Origin of the sequence: Micromonospora sp. NPDC049101 (genome assembly GCF_040648675.1) — a bacterium.
Lineage (GTDB): Bacteria > Actinomycetota > Actinomycetes > Mycobacteriales > Micromonosporaceae > Micromonospora.
Map to the genome: position 1 here is coordinate 268,016 of NZ_JBEZED010000002.1, position 19,754 is coordinate 287,769.

Here is a 19,754-nt window from a genome sequence, read left to right on the forward strand (position 1 = left end):
GTGTCCGGAGACACCAGGCAGGGCGGCACCGGGGAGCCGGCACGGCGGCGGTTTGTGGTCTGTGGGGACGGTGCGGTGGCTCGCCGTCTGGTCGTTGAGTTGGCAGGCCGTTATGGGGTCGCGGTCACCGTGGTCCTACCGTCGAGCGACCACCAGGTATCCGACCTTGCCGACCTCGCCTCGGAATTCGGCGTGGCGGAGGGGCAGCCGGAGATCGTCGTGGCCCGTCGCCTGACCGGGGAGGTGCTCGATCAGGCTGGGGTCCGGGAGGCGGCGGCCGTGGCGTTCGTCGGTGTCGACGACGTGACGAATGTAGATGCCGCCATGATCACCAGGGAGTTGGCTCCGGACGTTCGGATCGTGGTCAGACTGTTCAACCCGGTGCTCGGTGAGGGCGTGGCCACGATGCTCGGGGACTGCGCCGTCCTCTCGGGGTCCGAGATCGCCGCACCGGCGTTCGTCGCCGCCACGCTCGGGGACGCGACGCCGACGTACCTGCGGCTGCCCGACGGTGAGCTGCTGCGTAGCGCGATGCGCAGCACCGTTGACCCGGTCGGTGCGGATGTGGTGTGCGGCCTGGCCGACACGACCGGCACCGAGCCGGTCGTCCTTCCGGCGGACCAGGATTCGGCGGATCTGGTACTCGTCCGCGCCTACGGACGGCCCCGGATGGATCCGCCGCGTCGAAGGCCACGCCTGCTTCGGGCCCTCGGCCTGGTGTTCAGCCGCAATCTGCGACTGGCCTTGGCCGGCACGGCCGCGATACTCGCCGTGGCCAGCGTCGTGCTGGCGTACTCCCGTGGGGTGAACCTCGGGGAGGCCGCCTACCTGACACTGCTGACGGCGATGGGAGTCGCCGAGGTCGACTCCGCCGCGCCGCTGGCCGAGAAGGTGACCGCGGTGGTGCTGGTGGCCACCGGGGCGGCGCTGCTTCCCACCGTCACGGCCCTGGTGGTGGACTCCCTGGTGCGTGCCCGGCTGGCGGTCGCCGCTGGCGGCATGACCGAGCCGATCGACGACCATGTCGTCCTGGTGGGGCTGGGCAACATCGGCACCAGGGTCCTGGAAGAACTGCACTCCGTCGGCATCTCCGTGGTCGCCGTCGACCGCACGGAGTCGGCACGAGGCATCGGTGTCGCCCGTGAGCTGGGTCTGCCGGTGATCGTCGGCGATGCGACCCGTCCCGAGACACTGCGAGCCGCGTCCGTACACACCTGCCGGGCGCTTGTGGTGTTGACCGACGACGACGTGACCAATCTGGAGACCGCCCTGTCCGGGCGGTCCTCGCACGAGGCGGACCGCGCACGGTCGGCAGCGGTCAGGCCCCCAATGCGGGTGGTGTTACGGCTGTTCGACGACGGCTTCGCGGAGCGTACGCAGCGCCTCCTGAGCATTGACGAGTCACGGAGCGTGTCATCCTTGGCGGCGCCGGCGTTCGCTGCCGCCATGATGGGCCAGCAGGTCATCGACACCATCGCGGTCGGCCGCCGGGTGTTGCTGGTGGCCGAGTTGCCCGTTGGCGCCGGGTCCGCACTCGAGGGACGATTCTGCCACGAGGTCAACCAGCCGGGCGCGCTGTGGGTGATCGCGGTGCGCACGGGCCGGACGGGACAGACCATCTGGTCGTTGCCGCAACGTCGGCCACTGGTCCGCACCGACCGGCTGATCGTGCTGGCCACACGCGCCGGTCTCGCCACGCTGCTGCCCCGCACCGTACCCAGCCCCGACGCCGAACCACTGGCCGATGTCGCGCCCTTGCGGCTGCTCGCACCGCGCGATGGCGGGTGAACGCTCCCCGTAGCCCGATCGTCCGCGGTACGAGGCGTACCGCAGTGTTCGCCTGACCGACGACTCGGCGTGACGTCTCAGCCAGCTCCGTCGATCCCTATATATCCATGACTGGACATCACCCACACCACTGCCAGCACGATCATGGATCCGACGACGAGGTGCCCTACGGCCAGGTCGAGGTCCCCGCGGGCTTCGGCCGCCGGGCGCTTCTGGCCGGTGCCGGCGGGACGCTGATGCTGGCCGCGCTGCCGAGTGCGGCCCGGGCGGCCAACACGAGGACGGCCGGTGCCCCGACCGCGGTGGTTGGCGCCGGCCGGTCATCCCTGATCACCCAGGGCACGACGTTGGTCCATGCGGACATGCACAACCACACGGTCATGTCGGATGGTGACGGCAGCGCCGAGGCCGCGTTCGCCTCCATGCGCGAGGCCGGTCTGGACGTCGCCGCGCTGACCGATCACGCGACGCTCTTCTCCATCGACGGGCTCAGCTCGTCCGAGTGGCGCACCACCGGCGACCTGGCCAACGCGGCCAACGACCCGGGTCGGTTCACCGCGATCCGCGGGTTCGAGTGGTCGCATCCGCTGCAGGGGCACATCAACGTCTGGAACACCTCCGACTTCGCCGACCTGTTGCGGGCCGGCAGCCCTGGCAGCCTGTACAATTGGCTCGCCGGTCGGCCCGGGGGTCTGGCGAGCTTCAACCACCCCGGACGGGAGGCGGGCCGGTTCAACAACTTCTCCTTCAACGCCTCGGCCCGTGACCAGCTCGTGGGGCTGGAGATGTTCAACCGCACCGACGACTTCCTCTTCGAGGGCTGGTCGTCGGGTGCGACGTCACCGCTGGTGGCGTGCCTGAACGCGGGTTGGCGGCCGGCGCTGACCGGCGTCACAGACGAGCACGGCACCAGCTGGGGCTTCCACGAGGGTAAGGGCCGCAGCGGCCTGTGGGTCGCCGAGAACACCCGCGCCGCGGTGTTCGAGGCGATGGCGGCTCGCCGTTCCTTCGCCACCCGCGTCTCGGGGCTGCGGGTGGACGCCGTCGCCAACGGTGTACGCATGGGTGGTGTCCTGAACGTGGCCTCCGGCGACGTTCGGTTCCTCCTCGATCTGGACCGCGGCGCAGCCTGGGACGGCAAGCCGCTGCGGATCCAGGTCCTCCGTCCTGGCACCTCGGCGCCGACGGTCGTCGACGTCATCGACACCGTCAACGGTCAGGTCGCCGACTTCACCGTGCCGCTCAACGTCGCCGACGGCGACTGGGTGGTGCTGCGGATCTCCGACCCGTCCCTGGCCAACGGCACTCCCGGCCCCGCCGGTCACCCCTGTAACGACTTCGCGGTGGCCTACACCAGCCCCTGGTGGCTCCGGCCCTGACCGTCGAGGTGCCGGTCCCGGTACGGCGGGTCAGCCGTGGGTGGCTGCGTCGGTCGTCCGGGACCGGCATTCGGTGTCGGGAGCGACGGCTCGTGTCCATCACCTCCCGCTGCTGCTCAGGTCGTGTCGTCGCTACGGACGTGAACGGTCCCACCGCCGCTGCGCAGTTCCTCCGTCACCTGCTTTTCGGTCAGGGCGACCAGGTGCGAGTCGATGCTCGCTTCGTCCTTGAGGCGCTGGTGCGTCCCGTGGACGAGGGCGGAGATCTCGCTCTCGTCAGCGTCCGGGAAACGTTGTTTCAGCGTCTCGACCTGGCGTTGCAGGGCGATCTCCGGGTCAACGAGACCGCCACTGGCCGCGGGTTCGGTCATCACACACCTCGCACGTCGTCTTCAGTGTCTGGACGAGTGGTGCCCCGAACATCCACTCGACACTCATTCGTTCGCGCAAAGTTCACCTGCGGACGCCGGCTTTCCCGCTCGGTCGGTGCGACGTTCAAGGAGGCCAATTCCTTTGACGTCTGGTCAGCCCATGATCATTATCGTGGTCCTCACGCTGACGCTGTTCGGCGCGACGACGTGGACGGCGCTGCAGCAACCGCTCGCCAGTAGCCCGGCTTTCCATCACCGCCTTACCGGAGCGCTGCTGGCGCTGAGCCTGGCGGTGACCGCCGCGCTGATCATGACCGTGCTCGCGGCCCACCCGTAACCTGGCGAAGGCTGGGGTGGAGATGAGCGCCCAGGTGGCGGGCCACCACGCGATGTCTTCCGCCACGTTGCCCGACGCAGGAACACCGCCAGCGGACGTCATGGGGATAGGCGCCTGTCCCGGTGTGCGACCGGGACAGGCCCTCCGGTCGGCTAGCTCGCCGCGAATTGGTGGCTCAGCCGCTGGCGGAGATCCCCCCGGTCGAGGTTCAGGTCCCGCGAGCAGGTACGCGGCAGCGCCGTCCTCCGCCAGTACGGCGGCGAGGAAATGAGACGATCCGGCGTTGTGATGTCCGTGTTCGCGGGCGAGGTCGGTCGCGCGGTCCATGACCCGGGCTGCGACGGCACTCCATCCGGGATCGCCGGGCCTGCCGGTATCCCAGAACTCCGCCCCATGCGACACCTCCTGGCCTACGCCCGATACGCCGGGGACGGCCCGCCGCCGATCGGGCTGGCCCGGTCAGGGCGCGGCTGGACCCCAGTGGTAGACGGGCGGAACGGAGCAGGGGCGGGTCTTCTTGGGTTTTGGTGGCCTCCTCGGCCACCCCGATCAGTCAAGACGCCCGGGGGCTTGCGGACATTGAATCCGCAAGCCCCCGAGTTCAGTTAATTACCGTTCCGTTCGCTGGTAGGGCTGGTAGTAGGACCGTCGTTCGGTGTCCGCCCGGCGAACTGCGGCGGAGTCACCCACAACCGAGCCGTCATCGAGTTCGATCGCTGCGCCGCGCCGCCGGCCCGAATCAACCACCGTCACCCGCCCGTCGATACATGCGGCGATCACTTTCTCGATGAGGGGCAGGTCCTCGTCGCCCGGCCCGAATTCCAGACGAGAGTCGAGCGCGAAGCCGACAACGACCTCATGTGCACTCCAGGCCACGCTGAATGGGCAGGGCCCAGTGGTTATCGGCTCCACAGAAAGCGTCGAAACCCCGTCTCGATTGATGTTCCACCTGATGGCGGCTGAATCCTTAATGTCTTCGATCATGTCTTTCAAGAAATTTTCCATATCAATTTCCTATTACATTCTCGGCCCATTGATGATGTCCCACTTTCGTCCGCCACCGGTGCGGACACGGAAGACCCACCCATGTCCTCCGCCCCCGCGTGGCTTCACGCTCCAACCAACACGCCAGCCCTTTTTGCCAGGACCGTTGAGGCGACCTGCACGCGCTCCCTTGTAGGCGCCCTGATTGCCGAACAATCTGCTTTGCACACCGAAGAACCTGCTTGACCAGAGCTTCCTTCCCGCGGCCGACCAGCCTGACCTGATCCCCCTCGCTCCGTTCAGGAAGCCTCGCGCTGCCGTCCTGGCCTGCCAGTTGGTGAATTTGTTATTGAGACGCTTGGCGCCGCTGAGTACACGCTGGATCCATTTCTTCACCGGCCTCTTCCAGCCGCTGTCGCTACTGCAGCCGCATTCTGCCCGCTTTCCGTCAAGGTCGGAGCAATTGACCGGATCGGCTCCGCAGTATTCGTAGGGGTTGGCGCTGCCCCCGTAGACGGGGTCGACCTGGAGGAAACGGCCGGTGGTCGGATTGTAGAGGCGGACGCCCATGAGGATGATGCCTGACGGTGTGTCCGCTGCTCGCTGCTTGGCGCCGAGCCAGCCGTAGCGCTGCGTCCCGACGTCGCCGGGATTGCGCGGCGTTCCGTATTCGGTGGCTTCGCTGGTGCGGGACAGGCCTTCGTCGTCGGCGTGGATCGTCGCGATCAGGTCCCCGTGCAGGTTGGTGATCTGCCAGTCGACCTGTGCGCTTTCGCTGTCGAAGATGCCGGCCATCGCTGACAGGCCCGACACCGGTCGGGTGAATCGGGCGGTGGTTTCCTGTGTCCACGACGGGCTGTCCTCGTCCCCGTCGTAGTGGTGCACCGACTGCACGGCGGTGCCACTGGCGTTGTCGGTCCACGAGCGGACTCGTTCACCGGTAACGTCCAGGACGTAATCCGTCGTGCGTCCGCCCTGGGTGATCGTGTCCACCAGGTCCGTCGAGTGGTACGTGAGGGTCGCGTTCCCTCCCGACGTGACGGCGGTGTCGATCGCGGGCACCGTCGTCGTGCGGCCCAACGCGTCGTAGACGTAACCGGCGGTGTTGACCCGGTCTGCCGTGTCGTACGTCCAGGTTCGCGACGATGCCGGCGTCGACGTCTGGCACACACCGTCGGTGCCCGGGCCGTAGGTGTTGGCCGAGTTGCGGTTCGACGAGGTGCTGAACCCGTACGAGCGGGTGGCGCACTGGCCGCCGATGGTGTCCTGGATCGAGGTGAGTCGGCCAGCCTGGTCGTAGCTGTAGTTCTGTTCGGACAGGCTGGACGAGCGGTCTCGCCATTGGCCGTGCGTCGATTCCACCACCGACTCGGTGTGCAGGGTGCAGTCGGTGGACGCGCAGCCGGGCTTGACGTAGGTCATGCCGACCTGGGTGCCCGTCTCGTCGGTCTGCGTGGTGACCTGCATGCCGTTTGGCCAGGTCTCCGATGTCAGTGTGCCGTCGGCGTCGTAGCTGCCGGAGAAGGTGCCGGCCTGCGTGTCGTTGACCGACGTGAGCAGACCACGCCGCTCGGCGCCACCGTCATAGGTGTAGGTCCGGGTGGCCTTGCCGTCGTTGCTGGTCGCCAGCCGCCCGAGCAGGTCGTACGTGGTGGTCGAGGTGACTCCGTCGGCGTCGGTGTACGACGTCTGCCGGCCCAAGCTGTCGTACCCCTCCTCCACCTGCGCGGTCGCCAGTCCGCCAACCACCTGCTGACTGCGCAGCAGGCGGCCCGTCGCGGGGTCGTAGACGTTCCGGCTGATGGGCACCGCCGTGCCGAGCCCTGACGCGGCCACGCTGGTCTCGTACGCGCGACCCGCGCTGTCGTAGGTCGTGGTGGTGGTCCGCAGCGTGCCGGCGCTGGTCTTCTCGGTGACCATCCGCGGTTGGTTGAGCATGTCGTAGGTGGTGGCCTTGGCCGGCAGTTCGGGCCCACTGGCGGCCTGGCCGCCGGACTGCACCCGGCAGGGCAGGTTGGACCACTCCGGCTTCAGGTCACACTCGGTGTAGCCGGAGCCGGAGGTCGCCCGGTAGTAGACGGTTGTCTGGGTGGAGGGCGTGTTGGTGGTGGCGCCGCCCGCCGGAGTCGTGGTCGAGGTGGTCAGGGCGGTGATCGGGTCGTACGTCGTGCGCGTGGTCTGGGCCAGCCCGGCCGGGTCGACAGTCACCACGGTCGGCTGGCGCAGGGCCCAGTCGTACGCGGTGGTGGTGGTCCTCTGGTCGGTGTCGCTCTCCACGCCGTTGGCGTTCCAGATCCGGGCGGCGACGACCTGGGTGGTGACCAGGCTGTACGGGCCACCGGTGGTCGGTGCGCCCTGGTCGTAGGTGTTCATGGTGTGCTTGCGCCCACGCACGGTGGTGCCGTTTGGCAGCATCACGTCGTGCTCGGGCTCCTGCGTGCTGGTCAGCCGCTGGCCGTCGGAGGAGTAGAGGTTGAGGGTGGAGTAGCGGCGGGCGAGCATGCTTTCCGCTGCCGCGTCGTCTGACGAACCGGTGTTGAGGGCGCGTGCCCGGTTGCCGGCGCTCAGTGTGCGGACGGTGTTGCCCCACTGGTCGTACCAGATGGCACCGACGTGCCCTCCCGGTGTGGCCGTGTTGACCTCCCGGGCGTTGGCGTCGAGGTAGGTCACCGTCGCCCGTTCGTACGACGACGGCAGGGTGCCCGCCGCCGGGTTGCCGTTCGGCACCTGGTTGGCCGGGAAGACCGCGGTGGCGTCGGTTGGCGCTTCGGCCTGGGCCCACCGGGTGGTCTGTCCTGGTGAGAGGTCGTAGGGCGCCCCGGTGCCGGAGACCGGAACCTTGTAGACCACCGTCTGTGTGGCGGTTCCGGCGGTGAGCGCCGAGCGGGTCACCTTGTGCAGCCGGCCCAGCCCGGGGTCACCCGGGATGGTGGTGTAGCTGAGCTGCCACGGCTCTTGGGCGTTCGGCTTGACGACGCTGAGGATTCCCTGCGCCGTGTAGTCGTAGGTGTCCCAGAGGTGGCGGGTGGTGCCGGCGTCGTTCCAGTCCAGGCGCGGGTCCCAGCTGGCCCGGAGCTTCCCGGCGTTGTCGTACGCGTACCGGGCCATCGGCACGGTGCGCATCGCGGGGGTGGCCAGGTCCGGGTCCCAGGCGGTGAAGGAGATTTCCTTCACTCGGCCCACGTGATCGCCCCAGGACGCCTCGACCGTGCCGGTCGCGGTGGTGGCGGTCGCGTAGGTGAAGGTGAGGGCGCGGCAGCCGCGGGTCAGGGTGGCGCAGTTGACCCCGTCTGGCACCGGTGCCAGCATCCGGGTGGGTCGAACGACCTCCTTGCTGTTGATCGTCACCTTCTCCCAGCCCAGAGTGCTGGTCTGGTTGCTGCCCGGCGCGGTGACCGAGGTCGGGAAGTACTTCCCGACCGCGGTGCCGGTCACCCGGGTGAACAGCACCGTGTTGCCCTCGTCGTCGGTGAGGGTGTACTTGTCGCCGGTCCCGTCGTAGGCCAGCTTCAGCGACTCCATCCCGACCTCCGGATCGAAGGCGGCGGCGGTGCGTCTGGTGAACCCGATCGTCTCGCCCTCGGGCAGCCCGACCTGGATGAGTGAGCCGTAGACGGTCAACGCCGTGTAGGGCGCGTCGGCCTCCTCGATCACCGTGCCGGAGACCCAGCCGGGGCCGAACATGTTCGCCGCGTCGGTGTCGTTCGCCCGGCGGGTGTTGTAGGAGCGGGTGACCGTCAGATCACTGCCGAACGAGTCCACGGACACGTCGCTGTCGGACAGGCTGTAGTTGCCCGTGATCAAATTGACGGAGCCAGGTCCCACGTCCTCGGACGCGGCGGACGCCTGGGCCCGATCGAAGGTGATCTTCACCGTGCTGGACGTGCCGCCCGTGCCGCCGGTGAAGATGCCGCGTAGTTGTAGCGGGCCGTCGCGAGGGATCGACTCGGCGTCCGCGGCGGTGAGCGTCGCCTCCACGTCCCAGTTCAACTTCGGGAAGGCCCCGCCGCCGCTGCTGGCCAGCGGCCAGGTGACCGCCGCGCCGCCCGCGGCCACGCTCACGTGACCGGCCGGGATGCTTACCCACCCGTCGGCGTCGCCGCGTCGCCACTGGTACGTCACACCGGCGGCGGCCGCCTGGCCCACGCCGGTGATGGCCACCTTCGCCGCGGTGATGTCACCCTCCTTGGGCGAGGTCACCGCGCCGGAGCCGACGTTGAAGGTGTACGCCTGGATCGCCGACTGGTTGCCGGCCCGGTCACGCGAGCGCACGTACAGCGTCTGCGGCCCGTCAGCGGTCGGAGTGATCGAGGCGGTGGCACTGCCGCCGAGACTGGCCGCGTTGACGGTCTGGTTGGGCGGGTTGACGTTGAGGCCGTACTCGTACGCGGCTACGTCACTCACACCCGATGGGCCGAAGGTGAAGGTGCCGGCGGTGCCGGCTGCTCCGGCCCACTGGCCCGCGGGGTATGCCGTGGAGGAGACCGCTGGCACCGCCGACGGCGCGGTAGTGTCGATGATCATCGAGCACAGGCCCGTCCAGGGCCCGTTCGCGATGCCGTCGTTGCCGCGGACCCGCCACGAGTAGGTGCTGCCCTCGGTGAAGGTGCCGGTCGGCACGGTGGTGGCGAGCCAGGAACCCGAGGAACCGGGGCCGACGGTCGTCCCACCGATCCGCGTGCCGCTGGCGGTCAGCCACTCGAACTCAGCCCGTACCTGCGAGCCCTCCGCGTCGTTGACCTGCGCCCGCAACTGGGGCGTCTTCGAGTTGATGTACGGGGCGCCGGAGCCGGTGGCGCAGGGCGTCGACGGGACGGTTGTTCGTGCCGTGACCGTCGCGTACGACTGATAGGTCAACTCCAGCTTCGGCATGTGCGAGCCGGCGTTGTAGTTGGCCGAGGTGAACCGCTTCCACGCCTTCGCGTCGGTTTCGGACGCGGTCAACGCCAGACCCTCGTTCAGACCTCCGGCGGCCCACTCGTTGAACGTCGTCGTGGGGAGAGTCACCGTGTGCCACTTGCCGGTGCTCCGGTTCGCCGACGTGTTCGTACACGCCGGATAGTTGTCGGCGATCGTGTACGACGCAATCGCCGAACTGAGCGTCGGACCTGGCCACACCCCGCTGGACAGGTTCGCCACCGTCCACGCCTGAGTCACCTTGTGCACGTTGAACGGCAGGTGGGTGGTGCAGTCCCACGACCAGGTGTGGAACAACTTCAACTTCGACGCCGTGATCTGCTTGCCCAGGAGGCCGTCGCTGTTGAAATTGTCGAAGTGGATGAACGACCGCGCGTCGCCGTCGTTGTCCGTCCCGGCCGCCAGCGAGTGACCGTTCTGTTCGGCCGCGTCCGTTCCCGAGTCGCTGTCCGCGGTCACGTCGCCGGTCGTCAGGGTCGTGATCGTCGGGTCCACCCGCACCGGCCACACCCGCGCCGGATCTCGCAGCCATGCGGCGTCCGCTGTCACCCGCAACGCCGTACCCTTCCCGGTTTTCACCAGCTTGTAGTCCACCGCGGCCGACGACACCGGCTCACCGGTCGGCAACTTCACCCGGGAGTCCTGCATCGAGCCGTGCGGGATCCATGCCACCGCCTTGCCGGCGGAGTCGAGCAGCGCGACGGAACCGTCCTTCTCCATCCGTGGCGTGAGCCCATCGAGCTGGAGGGGGAACAGCCACGAGTTGCCCGCCTGTGGTGACTGAAGGATCACCGTCTCTTTCAGTTCCGCGCCGGACGCGACAAGTTCCACGTCCGTGTGCGGCAACACGTCCCGGTACAGGGCTGTCGAGCCGTCCAGCACCGGGGCGACGCTCGCCGCGCCGTCGAGGCTGTAACCGAACGTGCGACCAGGACGCACGGTCACGGACGCCAACGGCTGCGACCGACCCCGGCTCGACACCGCCGGCCCGGCAAGGGACACCTGCAACCGGCTCGCCGCCATCTGCAAACGGCCATCGCCTCGCGCGACGAGCTTCGTGTCGATCGGTCGCCAGGAGCCGTCCGACTCCCGGAACCGCACCGGGGCGGAGTCCATCGACGCCTCGATCTCACCGCTGGGCAGCGCCCAGTGCTCCGCCGTCTCCGACGTCCGGCTGGTGATCTTCACCTTCTTGCCCGTGACCCGCGCTGTCACCAACGCGGCTGCCTCATCGGGCCGCTCCAGTATCTGAGGGCTCGGCGCCGACTGCTGAACGGGCGCCTGCGGCGCCGCCGCAGCAGCCCGCTCCAGCGTCACCCAATCCGCCATCGTGGCGGCCAGCACCACCGACATCCCCACCGCAACCGCGCGCCCCCATCGGCCACGCGACATGCGAGGAATTCGTGAGGGAGCACCCCACAACCGTCTACCTGACGCCACTACGTCCTCCTGAAAAGTGAGTAGCGCTCAGATAACCCCAAGTTAAGTCGATGATCATCAACCTTTATGGTTGATCACTGGTCCCATCGGGGGTTGCGGCGGGGCGTGCGGCACCCGCGCCACACCTACTGCCGCGGAGGCTGCCAATGCCAGGAACATCGTCGCGGCGGCGGACGAGCATGGATCTCAAGGGTCGGCCGTCCGGCCGCCGTCCTCAGTTGGGTGGCAGCGGTGCGGCTGGGCGTACCGCCGTGAAGTCGGCGTGCCCGTACCGGGTGGCGGAGAGCAGCAGCAGCCACTCGTCACAGCCCTGCCACGGGAACAGGTCGGCGGCGCCGCCGCGCACGGTCCGGGGACCGTCGCCGGTCCGTGGTCGCGCATCTGACGGTGCGCCGTCGAACCCGGGGATCCATACGTCGGCGCAGATTTCGTTCGCCGACCCCATGGCCGCCAAGCCGAACGCGTTCTCGCTGGCGGCGGTCCGCGTCGCATCGCCGAAGTCGTCGAGCAGTTGGTCCTCGTCGGGTTTCCCGTCGCCGCGGGAGGTCAGCGTGGTGGTGCCGGCTCGCGCCGCGTATTCCCACTGCGCCTCGCTGGGTAGCTGGAACGGCAACAGCTTGAGCAGGTCGTGCAGGTCGCCTTCGAGCCTAGCCGTGCCGGTGGCCGCCTCGGCGTAGTCGTCTTCGTACTCCGGCAGCCAGTGCTGGACCTGCGCCACCGTCAGCGGGTGCCGGGCGAGCAGGAACGGCTCGACCCGCACGTCGCGTACCGGTTGGGCGTCCCCGGCGCTGGCGAGGAACGGCGCGATGGTGTCCTCGACACCGCCGCTGCGCTCGATGGCGCGTACCGCGTCCAGTTCCGCCTCGGACAGTCCCATCCGGAACGTGCCGCCCGGAACCTCCCGGAACACAACCCCCGACGGGACATGCCGCCAGGCCGGGCGCCCGGCCACGAATTCCTCGGTCCACATGGCGGCGAACGCTAGCAGCCGCGCCGCCCGGCGGTCGCTCCCGATGCCCCGCGGCTTGCGCACGGATCAACTGCTCGGTGCAGGCTCCTTAGCCAGCCTGCTCGGGCCGGCCGCCGGCCATCGATTCGATGACCGGCTCGCTGAGACGACCGCGCTGCGCGCCGATGGTGAGACCAAGCGGTCGGGCCCAGCAGCGCGGTCGCACTCGCAGCGGCAGGGTCATGCGGAGTTGCGCCACTTTCGGCCGTTCCGGCCGATGAGCCGGTCGGCGTCGGTCGGGCCCCAGGAGGCGGCCTCGTAGGTGGGGATCGGCGAGTTGTCCTTCGCCCAGTTGTCGATGATCGGGTCGACAATCCGCCAGGCCTGCTGCACCTCGTCGCTGCGGATGAACAGCGACGCGTCACCGATCAGCGCGTCCAGGAGTAGACGCTCGTACGCCTCCGGGGACTCCTCGACGAACGTCTGGTCGTAGGAGAACTCCATCGTGGCGGTGCGGACCCGGAAGGAGTGGCCCGGCACCTTGGCACCGAAGCGCAGCGAGATGCCCTCGTTCGGCTGGATCCGCAGGATCAGCGCGTCAGCATCGAGGCCGGTGAGCTGGTCGGTCGGGATCGGCAGGTGCGGCGGCCGTTGGAACTGCAGCGCCACCTCGGTGAGCCGGGCCGGCAGGCGCTTGCCGGTGCGGACATAGAACGGCACACCGGCCCAGCGCCAGTTGTCCACGTTGAGCCGCATGGCGGCGTAGGTCTCGGTCCGGGAAAGGGGGTCGACGCCGGTCTCCTCGCGGTAGCCGGCCATCAACTCCTCGCGGGTGCCACCCCGGGTGTACTGGCCCCGGACCGCGGCCTCGGCGATGTCCCGGTCGGTGGGGAGCCGGATCGCCTGTAGCAGCTTCACCTTCTCGTTGCGCAGGCCCTCAGCCTCGAATGAGGCCGGTGGCTCCATCAGTGCCAGCGCGAGGACCTGGAGCACGTGGTTCTGCACGATGTCCCGCATCGCGCCGGCGTCCTCGTAGAAGCCGCCGCGGCTGCCGACGCCGAGGGTCTCGGCGACGGTGATCTGCACGTGGTCGACCCAGGAGCGGTCCCAGATGGGCTGGAAGATCGAGTTCGCGAAGCGCAGCGCCAGCACGTTCTGGACGGTGTCCTTGCCCAGATAGTGATCGATACGAAAGACCTGGTGCTCGTCGAACGCGCTGTGCACGACGCCGTCGAGACCGCGGGCCGTGACCAGGTCGCGCCCGTACGGCTTCTCGATGACCAGGCGGGCGAAGGAGCCTTCGCGTGGCTGGTTGAGCCCGACGCCGGCCAGTCCCTTGATCACCGGCTCGAAGGCCCCGGCCGGGGTGGACAGGTAGAACAGCCGGTTGCCGGACGTGCCCCGCTGTGCGTCCAACTCGTCGAGGGTCTTCACGAGCCGCTCGTAGGTCTCCGGGTCGTCGTAGCCGCCGGCGACGTACCGCACGCCGCCCTGGACCTGACGCTTGCTGGCGAGCGTGCGTTCGCCGAGGGCGCTCTCGGTGAACTGCTCGTCGGTCATCGGCGTGCGCGCGACGCCGACAAGCGCGAACTGGTCGGGGAGCCGTTCGTGCCGAGCCAGGCTCTCGACTGCGGGCAGCAGCTTACGCCGGGTCAGGTCGCCAGAGGCACCGAAGATCACCAGCGTGGCCGGCGGGGCACTCCGCTCCTGGATGAGCTGAGATGCGTGGTCCATGGTCTGCGTTCCTCCGGGGGCACAAGGGGTGGGGGATGCTGTCCTGCCGGGAATTGTGCGGCTCTGACGGTAGTGGCCGGGGGTCACGAGGCGTGGCCCGTTGGTCGCGGACCTTGAGCGTCGCATGCCGGGCCGACGGGTGGGCGACTCGGTGGCGGTTCGGTGCGGACTGTCGGCGTAACGAGGTGGTGATACGTGTGATCGGCCGGGCAGCCCGCGAAGAGGGCATCACCTGCCGAGCGCGTCGGACAGGCGCCGCGCCTCGGTGACGAGCCGGCTCGACCCTCCGCGCGCGGCGACGTCGGCCAGCCCCGGCACGTCGGTCCGGGCGCCGGTCGCGCCCGCCGTCTCCGCCGCGAGGGTCAACAGGTCCGGGGTGCCGCGCGGGACCTTCGGCGCCGCGAGCAGCGCGGGCACCGCGGCGGCGAGCAGCCGCCAGGTGCTGAGCGGGGCACCGGCGGCGGCCGCGTCGCGCAGCGGCTGCAGGGTACGGGTCAGCGTGACGTCACCGACGGCGGCGAGGGCGCCGAGGTGGGCCCCGACCTGGGGAGCGTCCAGGTCGCCGGTGGCGGCCAAAATCAGCAGGGCGTCCACGGCGGCGACCCGGTCGGACTCGTGCCGGGCACCCAGGCCGTACGCGAGCGCGAGGTCGACGGCGGGACCGCCGTCGCCACCGCACTCGGCGAGCAGCGGCAGGATCGCGGCGCCCCCGGACACGTCCTGGTCGGCGCCACTGGCGATGTCCGGCAGCGCGTACGCCGCGACGAGCCCCCGGTAGCCGGGCAGCACGGCCGGCCAGAGCAGGGTCGCGTCGCCGACGTAGCTGTCCACGGATCGGTCCCGCACGGTGAGCAGACCGAACGGGTCGTCCACGCCCTCCGGCGGGCTGATCCGCACGTGCGTCCGCTGCTGCGGCAGCTCGTCGTACCCCCAGTCGTGGCCCTGTCGGCGCTCCCGGCGGCGCAGCGTGACCACCTGCTGGTCCGGGGTCGGCAGGCCGCCGGCGCGCAGCCAGCCGGCCAGCCGGTCACCGGCAGGCGTGCCGAGCGCCGCCGCCTTGGCCGCGAGGGGCTCGTCGACCCGCGCGGGCAGCCGTAGCAGGGCCTGCGTCAGGTCCATCTCCCACGCGCCGTGCTCGCCGAGCCGGGTCAGGCGGTCGTACAGCGTCTCCGGGTCGACGGCACCGTTCGCCAGGGTCGGAGCCGCGAGCAGACCGGGGTGCTGGGGCGGGCCGACGCGGTCACCGATCTCGGCCAGCCGCGCCCGCAGCAGCCGGTGCGGCGGGGGGACCCGTGGATCGAGGGACGGGCCGCCCGACGTGCGGCGTCGCAGCGCCGCCCGCATCGCGGCCCACCGTCCCCGCCGGACGCTGCCCTCTGCCGGGTCGGCTGCCGCGTGCAGCACCCCGCCGAGGAGACCGCACAGGCAGCACGGATCCCACGGGTGTTCCTCCGCGTTGGCGCGGTGCCGCCGCAGCACCGGCACCAGGGCGTCCTTCAGTCGGGCGCGGTCGCCACCGGCGAGCCGGACCACCGCGTCGAGAACCCGTTCCAGAGCAGACGCCCTCGTGGGGCCGCCGAGCAGGGCAGCGACCTCCTCCGCCAGCTCGTCCGGGTCGGTGATGGCCGGGGGCGCGGGCAGCGGGCCGGCCGGTGGCGGCAGGTCGTCGCCCACCGTGGCGACGACGACCCGCGGGGAGACCACGTACCCATGTCGGGCGGCCAGCGTGCCGGCCCGGTCGCGGATGTCCGCCGCCGGGTGGTCGACGGCTGTCGCGATGACCTCGGCGACCTCCGCCGCCCGGTCGGTGTGCCGGCGGGCGAGCTGGTCCAGCCAGCCGAGCTGCGCGCGGACCAGCGCCTTGTCCGTGCGGATGAGCACAGCCCGCGAAGCGTCGAGCAGCCCCTCGACCTCCGGGGCGTCGAGAGCCCGCAGCGTCCTTTGCGCCATCGACGCCACGGACCCGGGAGCGTCGGCGAGCAGGCGCAGGTAGTCTCCGCGACGCCTGTCGACCTCACTGGCGGTGGGCTCCAGCAGGACGTGCAGGGTGACGAACGCCCGCAACGCGGCCGGCCGGTCGCCGCGCAACAACCGGCTCAGGCAACCGTCGAGCAGCGTCCCACGGTCCAGGCGGCCCTCGCCGGCCAGCCGCGTCAGCGCACGCGGCAGCGCGAACGTCTCGTCGGTCATGAACTCGTCGAAGGACATCCGCGTGCCGACGCCGTCCACCTCGAACAGGCGCGGCACCAGGGCGGCGAGGAACACGTCCGCCCGGAGCCGGTCCACCAGCGGGATCGGTCGCTGCGACTCCGGCGGCCACGCCAGTTGGGCGAGCCACCCGTTCACGAACTGGTCACCGGTGGGTGTCGCCGCCTTCTCGGCGGTGACCAGCTCGGCGACGAATTCCCAGCCGTCCGTCGGGTCGTCCCGGCGGAGCCGGTCGGCCAGCCGGTGGGCCAGCTCGCCCAGCCAGGGCACCCCACGCGTCCGCGCGACCTGGACCACCAGCTCGGCGTCGGCGCGCCGCAGCGACACGTTGCGCCGGCCGAGCAGCTCGGCCGCCGCGGCGGCGGTGGGCAGGGACCCGATCGCGGCCACCGCCAGGGCCGTCGCCTCCTTGTTCCACCACCAGTTGTCGCGCCGGCGGCGCACGTGGGCCACCAGAGCGTCGGCGAACGACCGCCGCCCCTGCTCGTCGAGGCCGGTGACCGCGTCGACGGCCGCGCCGACGTCACCCCGGACCAGGAAGTCGAACTGATCGGTCACGCCCCGACCTCCACCGCGGCGCCCACCATCGTCGTGGCGAGCGCGTGCTTGCAGGGCCCGCGCTGGCCGCGGTGCCGCGCCCACCAGGGACAGGAGCAGGTGTACGACCCGTCCGTCCGGCGGCGGACCCGGTAGACCTCGTCGCCGTGGCGTACGGTCGCCGCCTCGCCGTCGAGCGTGACCGCGCCCGCCTCGACAAGCGCCCGCGCCCCGACCAGTCGGGGATTGTCCCGCTCGGCCCGGCCGGCATCATACGGCAGCACCCGGTGGAAGTAGCCCGCCTCGGCCACGTCGAAGCCGACCCGGCCGGCGGTGCCCAGCTGGGCCAGCGCGGCCCGGACCCGGTCCGCCGAGATCCCCGCCGAGGCGGCCAACGCGTGGACGTCGATCGTCGGGTCCCAGGACAGCAGCGCGGCGACCAGCGCGGCGTCGTCGGCGACGTCGTCCGTGGCGAGCGCGCTCAGCGCGCCACCCTCACCGGAGAAGCCCCGGTAGGGCTCCGGTGACAGGGTCAGCGACAGCCGCAGCGCGCCGCAGTCGAGCTCCCACACGCTCGGCAGCGGCGGCGACCCGGCCGACGTCGGTGGCCCGTACACCCGCAGGGTCTTCGCAAACCGGAGGAGCCCACGCAGCGTGGCGAGCCGTCCCGCGCCGGCCAGGCACACCGCGCCGGGCACCGGGCGCGAGGTCAGCCGCAGCGAGCGCCCAGCCGGCACCACCCAGAGCACCGAACGGTCGTTGCCCGCCGGCAGCCGGCGCAGGAAGGCGACCGCCTCCGCCGCCGGGATCTCCGCCCGCGGTGCCATGGCCGCGGCGATCAGGTGGACCTCGGCGAACCCCCGTAGCCAACGCCCGGGCAGCGGCACCTTCTTCTCCACCACCGGACCATCGAGGGTGGACACGGTCAGGTCGTCCGGCCCCACCGACAGGTGCAGCGGGTCGATGCCACCCACGCGGGCCAGCGCCTCTCGCAGCGGCGCGTTCACGTCGACGTTCGTGGTGCCGTGCTCGACGACGTCGCCGTCGAACCCGGCCGGCACGACGTCCAGCCGGGCGTACACGCCGCAGCAGCCGGAGAACGACTCGAAGCGCAGCCGGTCCCGGCTGCCGGTGACCACGGGATCGAGGCTCGCCGGGCTGACCGGCTGGTGATAACGGGTCCGGGCGACCTCGGCGACCGCCAGCAACCCGGCGGCCGCCGCCTGCGGAGTCGTCAGAAAGCCGAAGAAGAACCGCGGGTTGGTCGCAGGCCCGCCACTGGTCTGCAGCGCCAGGTCACCCCGGTGCAGTGTGGACGGTCGAAGGTAGCGGTACGTCTGGAGGGCGCTCACGACTGCAGAACCTACGACCAACCCCCGACAGCGCGCCGCGACGAGGCTGGGAAGGCGGTGATGATCGACTCGGTTTTGGTGAAACCGGGGTGTTCGGGCCGCTGGGACACCGCGAATTTGCCAAACCGAGTCGAGAAGGGGAGACCCCGGTTGGCTCCGTCGACCCCAGCATCAGCCCCAGAGAAGCGCCGCCGACCCCAGGTTCACCCCCGGCCTCGGCGGCGGGCTCTGTCCGCCCCGATCGCGCGTTCCTACCCTGACCTGAGGCCTGACTCTCGCCGTCGAGGAGGAGCTGGTGACCACGCTTTCCGCCGGAAACACGAATATCGGCGTCGCCGTCCCGGACCTGCGCGTCCTCGACGCGCCGGACGACGTCATCGCGGATCTTAAACAATCGGTTTACACCCACAAAATAGTGGTCCTGCGGAACCAGGAGCTCTCGCCCGCCGACTTCATCGCGTTCGGCCGGCGGCTCGGGGCGGTGGAAACCTACTACGAGCCGATGTACCACCACCCCGAATACCCCGAGATCTTCGTCTCCTCCAACGTCAAGGCGGAGGGCAAGCAGGTCGGCGTCCCCAAGACCGGCAACTTCTGGCACCACGACTATTCGTTCATGCCCCGCCCGTTCGGCCTCACCCTGATCTACCCGCAGGTCATTCCGCAGGGCCGGCGCGGCACCCTCTTCATCGACATGGAGAAGGCGTACGCGCGACTGCCCGCCGGGCTGCGCGCCGAGATCGCGGGCACGCGCGTGGTGAACAGCGTGCGGCGGTACTTCAAGGTCCGGCCGTCCGACGTCTACCGGCCGATCTCCGAGGTGCTCGCGGAGATCGAGGAGAAGACCCCGGCGGTCACCCATCCCACCGTGTTCCCGCACCCGGTCACCGGCAACGACGTCCTCTACATCAGCGAGGCGGTCAGCCACCAGATGCGGGACGCCGGCGGTCAGCCGCTGCGCGACAACCTGCTCCCCGAGCTGTTCGCGGCCGTCGGGCAGGCCGACACCACGTTCACGCATCCCGGCATCCACCTGCAGACGTTCGACCCGGGCGACCTGCTCATCTGGGACAACCGCAGCCTGGTGCACCGTGCCCTGCACACCCCACAGCCGGAGCCGACCGTCTCGTTCCGGGTGACGGTGCACGACGAGTACGACTTCTATCCCGGCATCGGGCAGTAACCGGGTCGCGAGGGAGATGACGATGGAACTGGGTGGCGACGATGTCCTGCTGGAACGGGTGCTTCGGGTCTACAAGCCGCACTGCCGCTATCTGACCTCCGCCACGGTGACGGTCAAGGGCGACCCCGCCGACGAGGGCGGGCAGGCCAGCGTGCACGGCCGGTTGCACATCCCGGAGTCCTGCTACATCGACGACACCGGGCACTTCAACGCTGTCGAGTTCAACATCTGCTTCAACCAGATGATCTATTTCGTCCTCGCGAAGTCCATCAAGGAGCGGGTGATCCGTGCCTTCGCCCACTGGACCGTCGACGACTTCTGGGAGCGGCAACTGCCCGACATGTTCATCGTCGACTTCCACAGCTCCTTCCGCGAGCACATGCGCGGACGGGGGAGCGGCTTCTGGGGCGAACTCGACGTCGTCGACGTCTTTCAGCGGGACTGGGGCAACGGTCCCCTGCTCTTCCTGCAGACCGTGTGCCGCTTCGGCGAGACCGAGCGGGCCGCCTGCCACGGCAAGGTGCTCCTCGCGCTGAAGGCCTAGCAGTCGATCCGGCAAGCCTTCACCACCGAGG

General features: G+C 70.1%; 12 protein-coding genes. 5 read left to right on the forward strand and 7 right to left on the reverse strand.

Annotated elements, in window-relative coordinates:
* Both AB0B57_RS03860 and AB0B57_RS03865 read left to right on the forward strand, forming a co-directional pair.
* Positions 1-1,788 carry an NAD-binding protein gene (locus AB0B57_RS03860; RefSeq protein WP_357064867.1) on the forward strand — a complete coding sequence of 596 codons (1,788 nt, stop codon included), beginning with the start codon at positions 1-3 and terminating at the stop codon, positions 1,786-1,788.
* A 107-nt stretch (positions 1,789-1,895) separates the two neighbouring features.
* Positions 1,896-3,167, forward strand: coding sequence for a CehA/McbA family metallohydrolase (locus tag AB0B57_RS03865; RefSeq protein ID WP_357064868.1), 1,272 nt, complete (start codon positions 1,896-1,898; stop codon positions 3,165-3,167).
* Positions 3,168-3,283: 116 nt separating this feature from the next.
* Here AB0B57_RS03865 and AB0B57_RS03870 read toward each other — a convergent pair whose 3' ends face one another.
* Positions 3,284-3,538, reverse strand: coding sequence for a three-helix bundle dimerization domain-containing protein (locus AB0B57_RS03870; protein WP_357064869.1), 255 nt, complete (start codon positions 3,536-3,538; stop codon positions 3,284-3,286).
* A 160-nt stretch (positions 3,539-3,698) separates the two neighbouring features.
* On the opposite strand from AB0B57_RS03870, the gene AB0B57_RS03875 reads away from it, so the two are divergent.
* The gene (locus tag AB0B57_RS03875) at positions 3,699-3,875 is read left to right on the forward strand and encodes a hypothetical protein (protein WP_357064870.1); all 177 of its coding nucleotides are present in this window, start codon (positions 3,699-3,701) and stop codon (positions 3,873-3,875) included.
* Between the two features lie 609 nt (positions 3,876-4,484).
* Here the strand turns inward: AB0B57_RS03875 and AB0B57_RS03880 are convergent.
* From AB0B57_RS03880 to AB0B57_RS03905, 6 genes are all read right to left on the reverse strand, one after another.
* The gene (locus AB0B57_RS03880) at positions 4,485-4,880 is read right to left on the reverse strand and encodes a hypothetical protein (RefSeq protein WP_357064872.1); all 396 of its coding nucleotides are present in this window, start codon (positions 4,878-4,880) and stop codon (positions 4,485-4,487) included.
* Between the two features lie 12 nt (positions 4,881-4,892).
* The gene (locus tag AB0B57_RS03885; RefSeq protein WP_357064873.1) at positions 4,893-11,168 is read right to left on the reverse strand and encodes an RHS repeat-associated core domain-containing protein; all 6,276 of its coding nucleotides are present in this window, start codon (positions 11,166-11,168) and stop codon (positions 4,893-4,895) included.
* Between the two features lie 262 nt (positions 11,169-11,430).
* Positions 11,431-12,186 carry an SUMF1/EgtB/PvdO family nonheme iron enzyme gene (locus AB0B57_RS03890; protein WP_357064875.1) on the reverse strand — a complete coding sequence of 252 codons (756 nt, stop codon included), beginning with the start codon at positions 12,184-12,186 and terminating at the stop codon, positions 11,431-11,433.
* Positions 12,187-12,405: 219 nt separating this feature from the next.
* A complete protein-coding gene (gene zwf / locus AB0B57_RS03895; protein WP_357064877.1) occupies positions 12,406-13,899 on the reverse strand; it encodes a glucose-6-phosphate dehydrogenase in 1,494 nt (497 codons plus the stop codon).
* A gap of 228 nt (positions 13,900-14,127) precedes the next feature.
* On the reverse strand, positions 14,128-16,665 hold the full coding sequence (locus AB0B57_RS03900; protein ID WP_357064878.1) for a DUF6493 family protein: 2,538 nt from the start codon (positions 16,663-16,665) through the stop codon (positions 14,128-14,130).
* On the reverse strand, positions 16,662-17,996 hold the full coding sequence (locus tag AB0B57_RS03905) for an SWIM zinc finger family protein (RefSeq protein WP_357064880.1): 1,335 nt from the start codon (positions 17,994-17,996) through the stop codon (positions 16,662-16,664). The genes AB0B57_RS03900 and AB0B57_RS03905 overlap by 4 nt, the downstream gene beginning before the upstream one ends.
* Positions 17,997-18,291: 295 nt before the next feature.
* On the opposite strand from AB0B57_RS03905, the gene AB0B57_RS03910 reads away from it, so the two are divergent.
* Complete coding sequence (locus AB0B57_RS03910; RefSeq protein WP_357064881.1) at positions 18,292-19,179, forward strand: TauD/TfdA family dioxygenase; 888 nt, start codon at positions 18,292-18,294, stop codon at positions 19,177-19,179.
* Between the two features lie 22 nt (positions 19,180-19,201).
* Entirely contained in the window at positions 19,202-19,723 is a 522-nt protein-coding gene (locus AB0B57_RS03915; RefSeq protein ID WP_357064883.1) for an FcoT family thioesterase, read from the forward strand.
* Positions 19,724-19,754 lie beyond the last annotated feature (31 nt).